We start from the raw sequence: 16,909 nt of genomic DNA on the forward strand, positions 1-16,909 counted from the left end.
TGGCAAGTTCGAAGGCCCCCGGGTGGTTCTCTGGAGGAATTGTGTGCGGGGCCGTGCGCTCAGGTCTCGGACCGGTATCTGTTCATGGTCACTCCCCCGTCGAAGACCCGGGTTTCCACAAGCTCGAGGTGCACGTGTTGGTCGAGCAAGCAGAAGAACGGGTTGCCGCCGCCGAGCAGCACCGGATGCGTGACCACGGCGTATTCATCGATCAAGCCCGCCCGCATGGCGGCGGACGCAAGCGATGCACCGCCGATGCGGATGGACCCATTAACTTGTTCCTTGAGCGCCCGGATCTCAGCCACGGCATTACCGGTAGCCAGCCGCGTGTTCCAATCAAGGGGTAGGCTGTCGGAAGCAAACACGATTTTGGGAGTGTCCCTCCAGTTGCGGGCATAGTCAACTTGGTCGGACCGGGCATCGGGCGCCTTGTCCCCCGTTGGCCAATATGGGCTCATGGTTTCCCACAGCTTGCGCCCGTACAGCATGAGGCTCACCGCCTGTTCCTCCTCGAGCCACCATCTGAAAAGCTCCTCGGTGGAAACGCCCCATGAAATATCACCCTCCGTGTCGGCGATATATCCATCCAGGCTCACATTCATGCCGTAGATCAGGTTCCCCATGGCTGGTACTCCCCTCTGATTGGTCTGCTCAGTGTAGACCCGTGACACGGGTATTCCGTCACGACGGATGGATCTTCCGAGGCCTCTCAGGTTTGCGGGGATCTGCCTTGGACCGGGGACCCTGGCAGCAGCCGAGGCACCACCTTGACATAGACAAGCATTCCGAGAAGTTCGATGATCGTCTGGGCCACCACCACGGCCGGGACCAGGGCAAGCGACGCGGGCATGGCCAAGGCCAGGGGCAGGACGACCAGCGAGTTGCGTGTGGCACCGGAGAAAACCAGGGCCCGCTGCTCCGGCACTGCGAGTTTGAAGATGCGTGTGATGCCTTTCCCCACGGGCGGCATGACGACAAGGAAAAGCACGTAGAGCGGCACAACCGCCAGCAGACGGGAGAACTCGGCCTTGACTGAACTGACCTGTGAAGCCACCACCAGGAACAGCACGAGCATCATCAGCGGCACCATGAGCAGATCCATCAGGTTCTCGATAACCTCGGCCGACCTGAACCTGCGGGCCAATAGCTGGACCAGCATGGCTGAAACGAGCGGAACGGCAATCAGCCACGTGAACGCATGGGCGAACGGTTCGGGGGTGATGACCGCTCCCAAGGCCGGGCCCGCGAACCAAGAAAGATAGATGGGCAGCATGACCACCTGGAGCAGCATCAAGACCGGCGTGGCCGCCAGCAATTGGTGGCTCGCTCCCCCGGCGATCCGGGTGAACACGATGACATAGTCGACACACGGCGCGAGGAGCACCAGCAACAAGCCGATCATCAATTCGGCATCTGCGGCGACCACGCGGCTCAGCAGCCAGACAACCAGCGGAACAGCAGCGAAGTTCAGCAGCACCGCGGCCATGAGGAAACGGATGTTGCGTAAGGCTCCGATGAGCCGGGTGAGCGGAATGGCGAGAAATGTCGCGAAGAGCAACAGTGCCAACGCCGGGTTGATCCCTGAATCCAGCACCGTGGCCGTCTGCGGTTCCAGCAGGCCGAACGATGCGGCGGTCGCCACGGCAAGCAGGTACAACGGGACCTGCCACTTTTGAAGAATTCCATTGCTGTGTTCCAACACGCAGGGAACCGCCTTTCTTGCTCCTGACGAGACCTTCCGGCTCCGGCTGCCGCACGTCAAAACTGTAAGCGACATCAAATGATTCGTTGTAGCGCGAGGAAGAACCTAGGATATTTTCATGGCTCAAAAAATCCGTCAGTGGCCCGCCTGGGTCGCCATTGATCTAGTACTCATCGCCATCTTCGCCCTGCTGGGCCGCCGCGAGCATGAGCATGGGCTCTCGCTGGGCGGCATCTTGTGGACTGCGCTTCCATTCTTGATCGGCTACGCGATCGTGACCGTGGCTTCGCGCCCATGGAAAACCATTAACAACCTGTGGCCCACCGGACTGCTGATCTGGATCGGCACCGTGGCCTTGGGCATCGCTTTGCGACTGGCATTCAACGACACCGCAGCTGTGGCCTTCATCATCGTTGCCACCCTGGTGCTTGGACTGTTCCTGTTGGGCCGGCGCCTCATTACCGGACTGGTAGCCAAGCGCTTAGCTAAGCAACAGGCCTAATCCGTAAGCGCCAGCTGCGACAAGCCCGCTGGCGAACGTCCCGAGGATGAACTGTTCAGCGGCCTGGTGATTCTTCAGTTCCGCGAATCGGCCAAGTCCCTTGACGGCAAGAACAACTGCAGTTCCCTCGGGCCAGCCGGCCCAGAGCGTACCCACAATGGCTGCGCGTTCCAGAAGTCCGATCCACAACCCGCCACGCAGCGGTGACGGATCGGACTTTTCTTTCGCCGGAGGCTTCGGGGCCCTGGAAGCCATCGTGAAAACCAGTTCGGTGAAGGGTCCACCGAACGCAAGCGCGAAGAGCACGCTCAGCGAAATCGATAACACTGCCGGAACGGACTCGCTCTCGTGTACCGCGTGGCCGACGAGACCCAAGACCAGCGAAGCCAGCGCGAGCACGGCGGCCACGAGGGTAATCCAGGTGCGGATTGACGCGCGGCGTCCTTTCGCATAGCTGAGAAAACTCGCGGCGGCAGACAAGCCGGTGGCAACGATCAGAACTGCCCAAGCGGTCCAGAACACAGGAGCTACTCCCCTATCAGCTTCAATTGGCGCGCCAGCGACTTGGCAGCCTCATCCATCATTCGATTAGCTTCGAACCATAGTGCTGCTGACAGCCTAGACGAAACAGCCTGCTGAGTGATTCCGAGGCGCACGGCGATTTGCTGCTGGGTCATCCCCTCATCGGCCAGCGTTCCGGCTTCCCACGCCGTGGCACGGCGCTTTGAAACAACGGCAGCCGTTAGCTGGAGCTCGGCCTCCAGCCGAGAAGCCTCGTTGGTCGGCCCGTGGACCGCCAAATGCGCATTGGTGTTCTTGGCTCGTTCAACGGCCACCCTGGCGAACTCAAATGCGGGACCTCGGCCCGCGCGCGTTTCAGCCGGCAAAGGTGTTTCGACCTGGCCGAAACCGATGCCAACGCTCCAATCCCCTGAAGCGGCCATCATGACCGCCAAGCGGATCGCTTCCGAGGCGTCGTCCATCACGGCCTGGATTTCATCTCCCGCGGTGCGTTGGAACGGGCGCACCACGGGTACGGTAGCATTAGCCTGTTTGACCAGTGCTTCAACCTTGTCGTCAGAGGAACGTGAACGCCTCTGATCAATCGTCAAGACAATCATGAAACAATGTTAAAACATTGTCTTTTATTTTACAAATTTTAAAACTTGTAGCATGGGTGTCCCGTTTGTTCTCGAAACGCTCGAATCTCACCCATTGTCGACTAAGGTTGAGTCAAGAGGATGGCCCAAAAGCAGGCGGGTCACGAGCATTGAGAGGTATCAATGGTTACCGCATTCGTAATGATTCAGACGGCTACCGACAGCATTCCCGAATCCGCCCAGCAGATTTCCGAGATCGAAGGCATTCGCGAGGTCTACTCAGTTGCCGGCGATTGGGATCTAATCGCAATCGCTCATGTGCACAAGCATGAGGACCTTGCGGAAGTGATCGCGAACAAGCTTTCCAAGATCCCCGGCATCCGCGGAACCCAGACGCACATCGCGTTCCGTGCGTACTCTACGCACGATCTCGATGCGGCGTTCTCCCTGGACTTGGGCGAATAAGCGAAACTATAAAAAACGAGGCCTTGGTTCATCGCTTGTAAAGCGATGAACCAAGGCCTCAATTTGTTGGCTGCGGCACTTGCCTAGCTGCCAACAATAGCCGTTGTGGTTTCAGACCAGGTCGCGAGCACCGCCGCCGCGGCGCCGGAGTCGATCGACTGCTTGGCGAGGTCGAGGGCCGCAGCCATGCGATCCTTGAAGCTGCCCTCGGCCTTCTCGTCGAACGCAACGATGCCGGCGGCGGCGTTGACAAGGACTGCATCGCGTACGGGGCCGGTGGCGCCGTTGACAATGTCGCGTACAACCTGGGCGTTATGTTGTGCGTCGCCTCCGCGGAGGTCTTCGAGGGTCGCACGTGCGATCCCGATTTCCTGGACGTCAAAAGTGAACTCGTTGACTTGCCCGTTGCGCACTTCCCAAACGCGGTTCGATGCGGTGGTAGTCAACTCATCCAGGCCGTCTTCTCCCCGGAATACCAGCCCGCGGACGCCGCGGCTGGCCAGAACCCCGGCCATAATCGGGGCCATCTTCAGGTCTGAGCATCCGATGGCCGAAGCGCTGGGCAAGGCCGGGTTGGTTAGTGGACCCATGAAATTGAACGCGGTAGGGATCCTCAATTGACGTCGCGCATTGGCGACATGACGCATCGAGGGATGGAAGATATTGGCGAAACAGAACGCAATCCCAACCTTGTCGTAAACCTCAACAAGGCGCTCGATTGGTACGTCCAGGCGCACGTCAAGGGCCTCAAGCACGTCGGCAGATCCGGAGGAAGACGACGAGGCTCGATTGCCGTGCTTAACTATGCTGACTCCGGCGCCGGCGCAGACCAAGGTCGCCATGGTCGAAATATTGACGGTGTTCTGACGATCGCCGCCGGTTCCAACAATGTCTAGAGTTGGTGCATTGACGCTCAGCGGACGGGCATTTGCCACCATCGAGTCCACCAAACCGGTCAATTCGGCGACGGTTTCACCCTTGGCGCGCAGGGCGACTAAAAAGCCAGCGATTTGTACGTCGCTCGCTTCGCCATTCATGATTTCGTTCATGGCCCAGCCTGCTTCGTCGCGGCTCAGATCGCCGCCCGAAATCAGTGTGGCCAGCAGATTTGGCCACGTCGGGAACTTTTCGTTTACAGGGCTCGTTGACACGTATGTAAGCCTAACGAGAAGCGCGGAAATCTCTCCACTTCATGTCTTAAGAAGTTGCGACTCCGGCCTCCGAAATCGGCACTTTGCAGGGAAGAATTACGCAACACAGGTGTTGCATAAGTGAATGTTTCGCGTGACTCGCCGGATCAAGCTCTACGAATTGTAGAAAGAGTTTGATTCGAACTTCCGCGTGTTTCCGCGGTTGTTGCCCTGATGTGGTGGAAAAAACCACTGTCAGGCCCGGTTTGTATTGGTATCTGAGGGCCGTTTAGAGACATAATGTCAGTGTGACAACTGCGACTCATGCCCCAAATACGACGGCGCCACATGCGCCGAACCGCCCAAACATGGTGTCGGTGGGAACGATGGTGTGGCTCTCCAGCGAGCTCATGTTCTTCGCCGCCCTCTTCGCCATGTACTTCAGCATCCGTGCTGCCGCGCCCGAACTCTGGGCGACTGAAACTGCCAAGCTGAACGTTCCGTTCGCGCTGGTTAACACCTTGATTCTGGTGTCCAGCTCGTTCTCGTGCCAGATTGGTGTTTTCAAGGCCGAGGCATTTAAGCCTCGCCGCACCGGCGGAGTGTTCAACCTCAAGGAATGGGGAATGATCGAATGGTTCATTCTCACCTTCATCCTTGGGGCTATCTTCGTTTCGGTCCAGGCCTACGAATACGTCGTCCTCATTCATGAGGGCGTTGCTATGAACTCGAACGGCTATGCTTCGGCGTTCTACATGACTACTGGCTTCCACGGCATTCACGTTGCCGGTGGCCTGATTGCATTCCTGCTGATCATTGGTCGTGCGATGCTCGCGAAGAAGTTTGGTCACTTCGAAGCAACCGGCGCCATCGTCGTGTCCTACTACTGGCACTTCGTTGACGTCGTCTGGATTGCTCTGTTCGCGATCATCTACTTCCTCAAGTAGGCAACTAACAATTCATCAGTTGCCTCCACAGAAGTACGGCAACACCACACCAAGAAATTAAGTGAGGAATCAGCAAGTGAAGGCTCTTTCGAAAAAGCGCCGCCACCCGCTCGCCGCTGTGGCCCTGCTGTTATTCGGATTGCTGATTACCGGCAGTCTCTACACTGCAGCGGGAAGCATCAGCGAAGCGAAGGCTGCGGACACCACCACTGCCTCGCAGTCGGATGTAGATGAAGGCGGAAAGCTTTTCGTCGCCAACTGCGCCACCTGCCACGGTATGAATGCAGAAGGAACCAACACGGGTCCGTCGCTGATCGGCGTTGGCGCCGCATCGGTTGACTTCCAGGTTGGCACCGGACGTATGCCGATGCAGATGCAGGGCCCTCAGGCCCAGGCAAAGCCAGTGCAGTTCACCGATGACCAGATCTCGCAGCTGGCTGCTTACGTAGCCAGCCTCGGCGCAGGACCGGCTATCCCGGATGAGGAAAGCTTGGATACCACCAAGGGCGACGCCGCTCATGGTGGAACCGTGTTCCGCGTCAACTGCGCAATGTGCCACAACGCCGCTGCTGCCGGTGGCGCCCTGACCCGCGGTAAGTTTGCTCCGACCCTGGCTGGTGTCAGCGAGAAGCACATTTACGAGGCAATGGTTACCGGCCCACAGAACATGCCTGTGTTCAACGATTCGAACATCACCCCGGACGAGAAGCGCGACGTTGTCACCTTCCTGAAGACCATTGAAGCCAATGGTTCCGCCGGCGGTTTCGCACTCGGATCGCTTGGCCCAGTGGCTGAAGGCCTGTTCGTCTGGACCGCTGGTCTGGGTATCATCATCGCCTTCACCATTTGGTTGACCTCGCGTCCTTCCTAAGGCACTCGCGGCGTAGCGCCGCAAACATCACTACGTACAAAAATTCCTAACAGAAGGATGAGAGAGAAACATGGGCGACCATAGTCACGGCAGTCCCGAAAACTCGGGCACCGTTGCTAAGGCTGACGATGTGGCTCAGGACCGGTTCCCGGATCCAGGACTACCTCCGCACCGTCCGCGTCTCGCAGACCGCGATCCGCGCGCAGCCAAGCGACACGAGCGCCAAGTAGCGCTCCTATTTACCATCTCCATCATCGGCACGCTGTTCTTCTTCGTGGCCTACTTCGTCCTGGGCCACCTGGGCGACATGACTTTCGCTGAACTTCGCGTTCAGAACGCAGCTCTGGGCCTCGGCACCGCATTCGCGATGCTGGGCATCGGTGTCGGCATCGTTCACTGGGCCAAGACCCTGATGCCAGACCACGAACTGGTCGAGAGCCGCCACGAAATTCGCACCGAAGCAGATCGCCAGGATGCAGTCGACATCGTTGACACCATCATCGACGAGTCTGGCATCAAGCGCCGTCCGCTGATCCGCAACACCCTGATCGGCGCCATCGCCTTGGCACCGATCCCTGCGATCTTCATGTTCCGCGACCTTGAGCGTTCCGGAAAGACCGCTGGCGAAATGGTCGAACAGCTGCGTCACACCATGTGGGACACCGGCGTTCGTTTGACCCGCGACCCATCGGGTACCCCGATCAAGGCTTCGGACGTACAGATCGGCTCGGCTTTCCACGTCATTCCCGAGGGATTGAACGAAGCCGAGGACGTGCTGAACGAAAAGGCCAAGGCCGTTGTTCTGCTGATGCGTATGGATCCACAGGAGATGAACATCTCCGAGGGCCGCGAAGACTGGAACGTAGACGGCATCGTCGCCTACTCCAAGATTTGCACCCACGTGGGTTGCCCGATTGCTCTGTACGAGCAGCACACCCACCACCTGCTGTGCCCTTGCCACCAGTCGACCTTCGACCTCGCCAATGAGTGCAAGGTTGTCTTCGGCCCGGCAGGTCACGCACTTCCGCAGTTGCCAATCACGGTGGATGCTGAAGGCTACCTCGTAGCCCAGAGCGACTTCCACGAACCGGTTGGCCCAGCTTACTGGGAGCGTGGTCAGTAATCATGACGACTACTAACGAGTACACCGCGTCGACCAAGACCGGCCGCCTGGCCAACTTCGTCGACACCCGCGTTGGCGCATCGACCATCGTCAAGGAATTCGGCCGCAAGGTCTTCCCTGACCACTGGTCCTTCATGTTCGGTGAAGTGGCGCTGTACACCTTCGTACTGCTGCTGCTCTCCGGCACCTTCCTGACCTTCTTCTTCGATCCTTCGATGACTCACATCACCTACGAAGGCTCGTACGTACCGTTGAAGGGTATCGGCATGTCGGCCGCCATGGCGTCGACGCTCGATATCTCCTTCGACGTGCGTGGCGGTATGTTCATGCGCCAGGTACACCACTGGTCCGCACTGCTGTTCGTTGCTTCCCTCTCCGTGCACATGCTGCGCGTGTTCTTCACCGGTGCGTTCCGTCGCCCGCGTGAGCTGAACTGGGTTGTCGGCGGCGTACTGCTGATCATGGGCCTGGCTGCTGGCTTCACCGGCTACTCCCTGCCAGATGATCTGCTCTCCGGTAACGGTCTGCGCATTATCGATGGCGTGATGAAGGCCCTGCCTGTTGTGGGCACCTACCTGTCGATGTTCTTCTTCGGCGGTGAGTTCCCAGGGGTACACGTGATTCCACGTCTGTACTCGCTGCACATCATGATCGTTCCGGCGGTCATCATCCTGCTGCTCGTGGTCCACCTGTTCATGGTTGTGACCCACAAGCACACCCAGTACCCTGGCCCGGGCCGCACCAACGACAACGTTGTTGGCTTCCCAGTGGGTCCTGTGTACGCAGCCAAGGCTGGCGGCTTCTTCTTCATCGTCTTCGGCATCGTCGCTTTCATCTCGGGCATCTTCCAGATCAACCCGATCTGGAACTACGGTCCGTATGACCCGTCACCGGTTTCCGCTGGTACCCAGCCTGACTGGTACATCGGTTTCGTTGACGGCGCGCTGCGCCTGATGCCGGGTGTTCTGGGCGACTTCAGCTTCGTGTGGAACATTCCGTTCCCGTGGGGCGATAACAGCCTGGTCCTCTCGGTCCTGTTGCCGGCCCTGGTTCCTGCCGGTGCCCTGTTCGCCGTCATGTTCGCATGGCCATGGATCGAACGCTGGGTCACCAAGGACAACCGCGAGCACCACCTGCTCGACCGTCCGCGCAACGCACCGTTCCGTACCGCCATGGGCGCTGCTGGTGTTGTCTTCTACTGCGTGATGTGGGCAGCTGCCTCGTCCGACTTGATTGCAACCCACTTCCACGTAGCACTGAACGATGTCACCTACTGGCTGCGCGTTCTGTTCTTCGTCGGCCCGCTGGTTGCCTTCTGGCTGACCCGCCGCATCTGCCTGTCGCTGCAGCGCAAGGATCGCGAGATCGTGCTGCACGGCCGCGAAGCCGGCATCATCCAGATGTCGCCAGAGGGTGGCTTCTCGGAGAAGCACGAGGAAGTAGATGTCTACAAGCGCTACGTCCTGACCAACTTCAACGACAACCAGTACATCCCGGCCCAGCCGGATGCTGCCGGACACATCTCCCGCAAGGAGAAGCGTCGTGCGAAGATCTCGAAGTTCTTCTTCGAAGATCGCGTCGCCCCAGTAACCCCGTCGGAGCTGGAAGCTGCCAAGGCAGCCCACGGCCACCACGAGGTTGAAGGCGAGAAGCAGGACTCGATCGAGAAGTAATCTCGGCTCGCGTTAGTCACAAAACGAGGGGCATACCGAAAGGTATGTCCCTCGTTTCGTTAACTCGCACTCCCGCAGGCCGCAGAACGCCTCCTGCAGGTCTCAAACGCAGCACGGTGGACACCTGCTGGTTGAAGGAGCTGCGGCATCGCCACAGGGACCCTGGAGGGTCGATGCTGCCTTCGGGTGGGAACGCGAGGCGTGGCGGCGCAAGGCGGAGCTGGCGATTCGGGGCTGACTCCCCCGCATCCAATCACCCCGACGCGCGGGAGCCTACGCTTTCGCCGCGCGCTCAGGGACCTTCGCGGAAGCCGCCGGACGGCACCTGAGCAGCCTTCCAGTGCCGAATGAACCAAGTTTTCCGGCCACGGGGCACTGCAGGCGTCGCAGGACCTCGCGCGTCGGCGGTTCCGCGGTCAAAGAAGCGTAGGGGCGCGTGGCGGCCGATGAACGCCAAGCGGCGGGGCTTGGGGCTACACGGTGTCGGTATAGCGCGGCGTTCCGGTGCCAAGACGTTGCAGCGGTACGAAGAGCTTGTAGCGGTCCGAACGGTACAAGGAAATCGAGTAGTCGGCCAGACGCTCGCCGATGTAGGCGTATCGGGTGATCTGCAGCAGCGGGAAACCGGGCTCGACACCCAGCAGCTGCGCCTGGCGCTTGCTGGCAGCTGTGCTTTCGACCTGGTCCTCACCCCACTCCAAGAGAATGCCGTAGCGCTCGTGCAGGGCCTGGTAGAGCTTGGACGGTGGTTCACCGTCGACGAAGCCGGGCACCAGATCGGCGGGCATGTAATTTTCATCAAGGCTCATGGGCGTTCCATCGGCCAGCAGCAGACGCTTGAACTGCACGACACCGGTCCCCTCGTCGACCATGAGCTGGGAGGCGAGGTTGGGGTTGGCCTTGATCTCCGAGAATTCCAGTACATGGGCATCGGGCACCATGCCGCGGCGCATCATGTCCTCCGAGTACGAGTGCAGGCGCACCCGCAGGTCGAGTTTCTCCGGGACGACAAAGGTGCCGATGCCGACAACGCGTTTGAGGACCTGTTCATCGACCAGCGCGTCGATGGCCTGGCGGATGGTCTTGCGGGCCACCCCGAAGTGTTCGGCAAGCACCCGTTCCGGTGGCAGCCGGTAGCCGGGCTTGCAGTCCTCGCGCGCATGGGTCTTGAGGATCTCGCGGATCTGGCGGTATTTGCTGACCTTGCTGTCCGAATTAAGGACGGCCTGCACGATCGGCTGTGGAGCATGGCGCACCGCGAACTCTCCTTTTCCAAGGCGCCTGGAGCCCAGGCGATAGTAATACTGCTGCTTAAAAGACTAACGGGGTGACAAGCAAAAATGCTTGTCACCCCGTTAGGGTTGGTGCTTAGTGTGCGTGGTCACCGCGGCTGTATTCGTAAACCCAGCCAACCAGTGCGATCACGGCCAGTCCAGCGCCGATGAAGAACACCCACCATCCAACGGCAATGCCGAGGAAGCCGATGGCTGCAGCGCCGGCAAGGACCAGTGGCCACCAGCTCCATGGGGAGAAGTGTCCAATGTCGCCTGCGTTTTCGTGGATCTCACCGTCGACGCGGTCCTCGGGACGAGGGCCAACACGACGGGCGGTGAAGTACAGGTACCAGCCGACCATGCCGCACAGGCCGCCGGTCAGCAGCAGTGCAGGGAACCCGACGAGTTCCTGCCAGTTGGTCATGTAACCGTAAACGAAAGCCACTGGGATGAAGAAGAAAATTCCTCCCAGGAACATCCATGCTTCAACTTTCATCTTTACAGGTCCTTCTGATCAGCGGGGCCAAAGATCTTCGCTACTGGAGACTCTGGGGTGACGCGGCCGCTCAATTCCGGGTGGTGCAGGTCCAGAGCTGGACGCTCCGAACGAATGCGAGGAATGGAGTGGAAGTTGTGACGTGGTGGAGGGCAAGAGGTTGCCCACTCCAGCGATGCGCCGAAGCCCCATGGATCATCAACTTCAACCTTCTTGGCATTGCGGTGGGTGATCCAGACGTTCCAGAAGAATGGAATCATCGAAGCGCCCAGGATGAATGCGAAGACGGTGGAGACCTGGTTCATGGCGGTGAAGTTGTCTTCAGGCATGTAGTCGGCGTAGCGACGTGGCATGCCCATGACACCCAGCCAGTGCTGGATGAGGAAGGTTCCATGGAAACCAACGAACAACAACCAGAAGTGGATCTTGCCCAGACGCTCGTTGAGCATGTGGCCGGTCCACTTTGGCCACCAGAAGTAGAATCCGGCGAACATTGCGAAGACAACGGTACCGAACACCACGTAGTGGAAGTGAGCCACAACGAAGTAGGTATCGGAAACGTGGAAGTCCAGAGCCGGAGCCGACAGGATAATACCGGTCAGGCCGCCGAACAGGAAGGTGATCATGAAGCCGATGCTCCAGAGCATCGGGGTTTCGAACGTGATCGAGCCGCGCCATAGCGTACCGATCCAGTTGAAGAACTTCACGCCGGTCGGAACCGCGATCAGCATGGTCATGAAGCCGAAGAACGGCAGCGCAACCGAACCGGTGACGTACATGTGGTGTGCCCACACGGAAATCGACAGGGCAGCGATCGAGATGGTCGCGAAGACCAGGCCCTTGTAGCCGAAGATCGGCTTGCGGGAGAAGACCGGGAAGATCTCGGAAACGATGCCGAAGAACGGCAGCGCGATGATGTAAACCTCTGGGTGGCCGAAGAACCAGAACAGGTGCTGCCAGAGAATGGCACCGCCGGTTTCCGGATCGAAGATGTGCGCCCCGAATCGGCGGTCAGCACCCAGTGCGAACAGTGCAGCGGCCAGCGGCGGGAACGCCATCAGGATCAGCAGCGAGGTGATCAGGGTGTTCCACGAGAAGATCGACATACGCCACATGGTCATGCCCGGTGCACGCAGGCAGATGATGGTGGTAATGAAGTTCACCGCACCAAGGATGGTGCCGAAGCCCGACAGTGCCAGACCGAAGACCCAGAGGTCTCCGCCGATGCCCGGCGAGAACGTGGTGTTCGACAGCGGAGCGTAGGCGAACCAACCAAAGCTGGCTGCACCCTGAGGGGTGAGGTAGCCGGCCAAGGCGATGGTCGAACCGAAGGCGAAGAACCAGAAGGCCAGCGCGTTCAGACGTGGGAAGGCCACGTCCGGCGAGCCAATCTGCAGCGGCATCATGACGTTGGCGAAACCTGCGAAGAGCGGGGTGGCGAACATCAGGAGCATGACGGTGCCATGCATGGTGAACAGCTGGTTGTACTGTTCCTTGGTCTGCAGGATCTGCATACCTGGTTCGAACAACTCTGCACGGATCAGCAGCGCCATGACGCCACCGATGCAGAAGAAGACGAACGACATGATCAGGTACATGTACCCGATCTTCTTGTGGTCGGTCGAAGTAATGAAGTCGACGAAGAGGCGACCCTTGGACTTCGGCACAACGGCTGGGGCAATCGACTTCACGTCGTCAGTTGCATATTCAAACGTAGTCATAGCGATTACTCTCCTTCCCCTTCGTGCTTCACGATCACGCTGTTCACGGTATCCGGACTGCGGTCGTATTCTTCACCAATGTGTCCATCTTCCAGCTTGGCCATCTGAGCCTTGAACTCTGCCTCGCTGACAACCTTCAAGTTGAAGAGCATTTCCGAGTGGTACTCGCCGCAAAGCTCGGCGCACTTACCATCGAAGGTACCTTCGACCTGTGGGGTCAGGTAGATGTGATTGGTCTTACCTGGGATCATGTCCAGCTTCTGAAGGAAGGCCGGAACCCAGAACGAGTGGATGACATCGCGGCTGTTGAGCTGGAACTCTACCGACTTGCCTACTGGCAGGTACAGGGTTGGCAGAGTTTCCTGAATGCCCTCGGAGCCATCGTCGTTCAGGTGAGCCTGAATGCCGGCGTAGTGCTTCTCCTGATCACCATCGAAGGTGTAGTTGAAGTCCCAAGCCCACTGCTTGGCGCGAACGTCGACGACGATCTCCGAGTCAACAGGCTTGTTGATGCTGTTAACCAGGTTGTTGTTGAAGCTAAAGAAGACCAGAACAAGGACCAATGGAATGGCCGTGTAGAAGATCTCCAATGGCAGGTTGTAGCTCAGCTGACGTGGGTAGCCAGTATCGTTCTTGCGGCGACGGTAGGCGATGATGCACCACAGCATCAAGCCCCAGGTCAAAACACCGATGACAACCACGGCAATCCACGAGTTAACCCAGAAGTCCTGGATAGCTGCGGTGTGGTTGGTGGTGTCGCGGTCCACGTTCGGAAGCCAACCGCGTTGAACTTCCGCTGAACATCCCGTCAACAGCAATGCGCTGGTGCCGACCAAGGCTAATACTTTGGCCTTGGCTTTACCGCGACTGCCGGTTCGGTCTTGCGAACTCACAGACGGCCCTTCCTCTTTGTTGGTGCAGAATGTGGTCTTCATAAGTCACCTCGCGAATTACTGCTTGCACGGTGAGGTGGCTTATGAAGCGAAACATAGTTTTACTACTTAACGTAGAGCTTACCCTCTCGGCACCCAGAATACCGAAAAACGCCGCTGTTCAAACGAGAAATTTCTTCAACGTTTGAACAGCGGCGTTAGTTCCCTAGGGCCTAGTGGAAGGAATCTCCACAGGCGCAGGAACCGGAGGCTGCTGGGTTGTCGATGGTGAAGCCCTGCTTGGAAATGGTGTCCTCGAAATCGATGGAGGCGCCGGCAAGGTAGGGAACACTCATCTTGTCGACGATAACTTCCACGCCGTCGAAGTCGCGCACTGCGTCTCCGTCGAGCATGCGCTCATCGAAGTAGAGCTGGTAGATGAGGCCGGAGCAACCGCCCGGCTGCACTGCAATGCGCAGGCGCAGGTCATCGCGGCCTTCCTGCTCCAGAAGCGAGCGAACCTTGGCTGCTGCGACATCTGAAATATTGACGTCGTGAGTTGGGACCTCGGTTGGATCACCCTTGGTCTGGTCTACGGCTGCAGTCATCATTTCCTCCCGAACTGCTTGGTTAGGCACCAAGTTTCATCGTTGTGACGAGCACTTGGGGCCTTTGTTCTTAGTTCTATCGTACGACGGGGACCCGAATAATGCTTCCCCTTGAACTGCGTCTATGACGCGGCTCATAGGCCTTCGGCGTTGATCCGGGCCAGAAGCAGCGCTTCCGCTTCAATCGCATGCTGGAAATCTCCCAAGTGCAGGGACTCGTTCGCCGAATGGGCTCGCGAGTCAGGATCCTCCACGCCGGTCACCAAGATCTGCGCTTCCGGGAAAATTTCCGAAAGGTCGGCGATGAACGGAATGGAGCCGCCTAGCCCCATGTGGACCGGTACAACTCCCCAGGCTTGTTCCAGCGCCCAGGATGCGGTGTCGTTGGCTGAGGCGGCCAGGTCTGCCAGGTAGGCATTGCCGGCTTCCACTGCCTTGAACTGTACTTCCGCTCCCCTGAGGTCGACGTTCTTGACGTGTTCCTCGAAGGCTTCCAGGGCCTTGGCTGGATCTTGCCCCGGCGCCAACCTCATCGAAACCTTGAATCGAGCCTGCGGAATCAGGGTGTTCGAGGAATGGTCGACGCTCGGCATATCCATTCCAATGACACTGAGGGCTGGTTTATTCCACAGCCGATCGGTGATCTTGCCGGTGCCGGCAAGCGAGTAGGCATCAAGCGCGCCGGAATCGCGGCGGAATTCAGCTTCATCGAAGTCGACATCCGCGGAGTCATTGGACACAAGACCGGCGATTGCCACCGAGCCGTCCTCGTCGTGGAAGGTGGAGATGAGTTTTGCGGCGAGAATCGGCGCGTCGAGGATCGGCCCTCCGAACATTCCGGAGTGCACGGCGTGCCGAAGCGAACGCACGGTGATCTCTGCGGCGCACATACCACGAAGGGAGCTTGTCAGCGCCGGGGTGCCTACCGCCCAGTTGCTGGAGTCGGCGACGATGATGACGTCTGCCGCAAGTTTGTCCTGGTGTGCTTCGAGGAAGTTGCGGAAGGACGGCGAACCGGCTTCCTCTTCGCCTTCGAAGAAGTAGGTGACGCCGACGCCGAAGTCCGCCACCGAGTCCAGCACCGCACGCAATGCGGCGATGTGCACCATGATGCCGGCCTTGTCGTCTGCGGCTCCTCGCCCGTAAAGCCTGTCCCCTACGCGGGTTGCCTCGAAGACCGGGGTGTTCCAGTCCGCTTCATCGCCTGGGGGCTGAACGTCATGGTGGGCGTAGAGCAGCACGGTTGGCTTGCCGGGGGCCGCAGGGCGGCGGGCGACAACTGCTGGAGCACCCATGATTCCCGCGTCAGTGGGTTCGCGCAGGATCTCCACGCTGGGCATGCCGGCGCCTCTGGCCAAGGCCGCCACGGCTTCTGCGGATTTCTCCAGGTTTGCCGGGTCGAAAGATTCCCACGCGATGCTGGGGATGGCGACCAGCGAGCTCAGCTCTTCGAGGATCTGCTCGAAGTTCAACTGGATGTGGTTCTTGAGGCTAGCTACATCCACACCGTGTGCGGAGGCCTCAGGCATTGAATTTGATGACATGGTTTCAGCCTAGCAATTCTTGTGGTTGTGAATGTCACCTGATGATTCAATCCCCGCTAGGATAGAGGGGTGTTTGGACGTAAGAAGGATGAATCTCAATCCCAAGTAAATGTGGAGCCTGTTGACCAGGCTTCTGAATCGACCGACGGTCGTAAGGCTGGACCGACGCCCAAGCGCAGCGCGCAGCAGGCCAATCGCCAGCGTCCGTTGGTCCCGACCGATCGCAAGGCCGCAAAGGAGGCCGAACGCCAGCAGCGTATCGAGTCCCAGAACCGCCTGCGTATCGCCAACGAAACCGGTGATGAACGCTACTTGATGGCTCGCGATAAGGGGCCGCAGAAGCGCTATGCGCGAAACTTCATTGACTCCCGCTGGATGGTGGGCGAATTCATGATGTTCTTCATCCTCGCTTTCCTTGTTGTTTCGCTGACTTTCAGCGGCAACCTGGCCGTGCAGATGTACGTCCAGGTTGCGCTGTGGGTCCTGATTGCCGTGATCATTATCGAGGCAATTGTCACGACCTCGATCTTGAAGCGTCGCCTTGTCTCCAAGTTCGGCTCGCTGGATCGCGGCGTTCGCATGTACGCGACCATGCGAGGCATGCAGTTCCGCAAGCTGCGCCTGCCCAAGCCGCAGGTCAAGCGTGGAGCATCGATCGACTAGTCGATCTGGACAACTTCAAAGGGCGGATTCCGATTGGAATCCGCCCTTTCTCTTATCCGAAAGCAAGCGCCGACGAAGGATTCGGACTACGCCGGCGGCTCTCGACGAAGGGACCGAAACTCCCCTTCCACCACCTTTAAAGTTTGTTCCCCATTGCATAGAACGACGGACGGCAAGCCCTCGCACAAAGGCAGGGGCTTGAAGAGGGCGGAGAGATC

18 protein-coding genes are annotated in these 16,909 nt (G+C 59.0%); 7 read left to right on the forward strand and 11 right to left on the reverse strand.

All coding sequences use genetic code 11. The annotated features are described in order from the left end of the window. Positions 1–59: 59 nt before the first annotated feature. Complete coding sequence (locus IEY43_RS08730) at positions 60–623, reverse strand: dihydrofolate reductase family protein (RefSeq protein WP_188948220.1); 564 nt, start codon at positions 621–623, stop codon at positions 60–62. A gap of 86 nt (positions 624–709) precedes the next feature. Next, entirely contained in the window at positions 710–1,702 is a 993-nt protein-coding gene (locus IEY43_RS08735; RefSeq protein ID WP_229777336.1) for an arsenic resistance protein, read from the reverse strand. A gap of 118 nt (positions 1,703–1,820) precedes the next feature. Here IEY43_RS08735 and IEY43_RS08740 point away from each other — a divergent pair, with 118 nt between their 5' ends. Further along, entirely contained in the window at positions 1,821–2,204 is a 384-nt protein-coding gene (locus IEY43_RS08740; protein WP_188948222.1) for a DUF3054 domain-containing protein, read from the forward strand. Here IEY43_RS08740 and IEY43_RS08745 read toward each other — a convergent pair. Both IEY43_RS08745 and IEY43_RS08750 read right to left on the reverse strand, forming a co-directional pair. Then, the gene (locus IEY43_RS08745; RefSeq protein WP_188948223.1) at positions 2,184–2,726 is read right to left on the reverse strand and encodes a hypothetical protein; all 543 of its coding nucleotides are present in this window, start codon (positions 2,724–2,726) and stop codon (positions 2,184–2,186) included. The genes IEY43_RS08740 and IEY43_RS08745 overlap by 21 nt on opposite strands. A gap of 5 nt (positions 2,727–2,731) precedes the next feature. Beyond that, on the reverse strand, positions 2,732–3,325 hold the full coding sequence (locus IEY43_RS08750; RefSeq protein ID WP_188948224.1) for a sigma factor-like helix-turn-helix DNA-binding protein: 594 nt from the start codon (positions 3,323–3,325) through the stop codon (positions 2,732–2,734). A 162-nt stretch (positions 3,326–3,487) separates the two neighbouring features. Here IEY43_RS08750 and IEY43_RS08755 point away from each other — a divergent pair, with 162 nt between their 5' ends. Beyond that, positions 3,488–3,769 carry an Lrp/AsnC family transcriptional regulator gene (locus IEY43_RS08755; protein ID WP_188948225.1) on the forward strand — a complete coding sequence of 94 codons (282 nt, stop codon included), beginning with the start codon at positions 3,488–3,490 and terminating at the stop codon, positions 3,767–3,769. A gap of 83 nt (positions 3,770–3,852) precedes the next feature. Here IEY43_RS08755 and trpD read toward each other — a convergent pair whose 3' ends face one another. Then, the gene (gene trpD / locus IEY43_RS08760) at positions 3,853–4,920 is read right to left on the reverse strand and encodes an anthranilate phosphoribosyltransferase (RefSeq protein ID WP_188948226.1); all 1,068 of its coding nucleotides are present in this window, start codon (positions 4,918–4,920) and stop codon (positions 3,853–3,855) included. 287 nt (positions 4,921–5,207) lie between these two features. Between trpD and ctaE the strand changes: the two genes are divergently transcribed. From ctaE to qcrB, 4 genes are all read left to right on the forward strand, one after another. Continuing rightward, positions 5,208–5,846: an aa3-type cytochrome oxidase subunit III gene (gene ctaE / locus IEY43_RS08765; protein WP_188948227.1), complete on the forward strand. Its 639-nt coding sequence runs from the start codon at positions 5,208–5,210 to the stop codon at positions 5,844–5,846. A 76-nt stretch (positions 5,847–5,922) separates the two neighbouring features. Then, positions 5,923–6,717 carry a cytochrome bc1 complex diheme cytochrome c subunit gene (gene qcrC / locus IEY43_RS08770; RefSeq protein ID WP_188948228.1) on the forward strand — a complete coding sequence of 265 codons (795 nt, stop codon included), beginning with the start codon at positions 5,923–5,925 and terminating at the stop codon, positions 6,715–6,717. Between the two features lie 70 nt (positions 6,718–6,787). Next, complete coding sequence (gene qcrA, locus IEY43_RS08775; protein WP_188948229.1) at positions 6,788–7,840, forward strand: cytochrome bc1 complex Rieske iron-sulfur subunit; 1,053 nt, start codon at positions 6,788–6,790, stop codon at positions 7,838–7,840. Between the two features lie 2 nt (positions 7,841–7,842). Further along, entirely contained in the window at positions 7,843–9,513 is a 1,671-nt protein-coding gene (qcrB, locus tag IEY43_RS08780; RefSeq protein ID WP_188948230.1) for a cytochrome bc1 complex cytochrome b subunit, read from the forward strand. A gap of 473 nt (positions 9,514–9,986) precedes the next feature. Here the strand turns inward: qcrB and IEY43_RS08785 are convergent, their stop codons facing one another. The 6 genes from IEY43_RS08785 to IEY43_RS08810 form a co-directional block, all read right to left on the reverse strand. Next, the gene (locus IEY43_RS08785) at positions 9,987–10,769 is read right to left on the reverse strand and encodes a GntR family transcriptional regulator (RefSeq protein WP_188948231.1); all 783 of its coding nucleotides are present in this window, start codon (positions 10,767–10,769) and stop codon (positions 9,987–9,989) included. 112 nt (positions 10,770–10,881) lie between these two features. Continuing rightward, positions 10,882–11,283 carry a cytochrome c oxidase subunit 4 gene (locus IEY43_RS08790; RefSeq protein WP_188948232.1) on the reverse strand — a complete coding sequence of 134 codons (402 nt, stop codon included), beginning with the start codon at positions 11,281–11,283 and terminating at the stop codon, positions 10,882–10,884. 2 nt (positions 11,284–11,285) lie between these two features. After that, complete coding sequence (ctaD, locus tag IEY43_RS08795; RefSeq protein WP_188948233.1) at positions 11,286–13,004, reverse strand: aa3-type cytochrome oxidase subunit I; 1,719 nt, start codon at positions 13,002–13,004, stop codon at positions 11,286–11,288. 5 nt (positions 13,005–13,009) lie between these two features. After that, complete coding sequence (ctaC, locus tag IEY43_RS08800) at positions 13,010–13,897, reverse strand: aa3-type cytochrome oxidase subunit II (RefSeq protein WP_434089221.1); 888 nt, start codon at positions 13,895–13,897, stop codon at positions 13,010–13,012. Positions 13,898–14,109: 212 nt separating this feature from the next. Then, entirely contained in the window at positions 14,110–14,484 is a 375-nt protein-coding gene (locus IEY43_RS08805; protein WP_047119131.1) for a HesB/IscA family protein, read from the reverse strand. Positions 14,485–14,618: 134 nt separating this feature from the next. Next, entirely contained in the window at positions 14,619–16,028 is a 1,410-nt protein-coding gene (locus IEY43_RS08810; protein WP_188948235.1) for a dipeptidase, read from the reverse strand. A 111-nt stretch (positions 16,029–16,139) separates the two neighbouring features. Between IEY43_RS08810 and IEY43_RS08815 the strand changes: the two genes are divergently transcribed. Then, on the forward strand, positions 16,140–16,691 hold the full coding sequence (locus IEY43_RS08815; RefSeq protein WP_229777337.1) for a DUF3043 domain-containing protein: 552 nt from the start codon (positions 16,140–16,142) through the stop codon (positions 16,689–16,691). Positions 16,692–16,909: the final 218 nt, after the last annotated feature.

It is taken from the genome of Glutamicibacter protophormiae (genome assembly GCF_014647495.1).
GTDB lineage: Bacteria > Actinomycetota > Actinomycetes > Actinomycetales > Micrococcaceae > Glutamicibacter > Glutamicibacter protophormiae.

Excerpts from the sequence above, each read along its gene's own strand:
- IEY43_RS08810 (WP_188948235.1), bottom strand. The coding sequence starts at position 16,028 with ATGTCATCAAATTCAATGCCTGAGGCCTCCGCACACGGTGTGGATGTA.
- IEY43_RS08790 (WP_188948232.1), bottom strand. The coding sequence starts at position 11,283 with ATGAAAGTTGAAGCATGGATGTTCCTGGGAGGAATTTTCTTCTTCATC.
- IEY43_RS08740 (WP_188948222.1), top strand. The coding sequence starts at position 1,821 with ATGGCTCAAAAAATCCGTCAGTGGCCCGCCTGGGTCGCCATTGATCTA.
- qcrB (WP_188948230.1), top strand. The coding sequence starts at position 7,843 with ATGACGACTACTAACGAGTACACCGCGTCGACCAAGACCGGCCGCCTG.
- IEY43_RS08730 (WP_188948220.1), bottom strand. The coding sequence starts at position 623 with ATGGGGAACCTGATCTACGGCATGAATGTGAGCCTGGATGGATATATC.
- IEY43_RS08750 (WP_188948224.1), bottom strand. The coding sequence starts at position 3,325 with ATGATTGTCTTGACGATTGATCAGAGGCGTTCACGTTCCTCTGACGAC.
- qcrA (WP_188948229.1), top strand. The coding sequence starts at position 6,788 with ATGGGCGACCATAGTCACGGCAGTCCCGAAAACTCGGGCACCGTTGCT.
- IEY43_RS08755 (WP_188948225.1), top strand. The coding sequence starts at position 3,488 with ATGGTTACCGCATTCGTAATGATTCAGACGGCTACCGACAGCATTCCC.
- ctaD (WP_188948233.1), bottom strand. The coding sequence starts at position 13,004 with ATGACTACGTTTGAATATGCAACTGACGACGTGAAGTCGATTGCCCCA.
- IEY43_RS08805 (WP_047119131.1), bottom strand. The coding sequence starts at position 14,484 with ATGACTGCAGCCGTAGACCAGACCAAGGGTGATCCAACCGAGGTCCCA.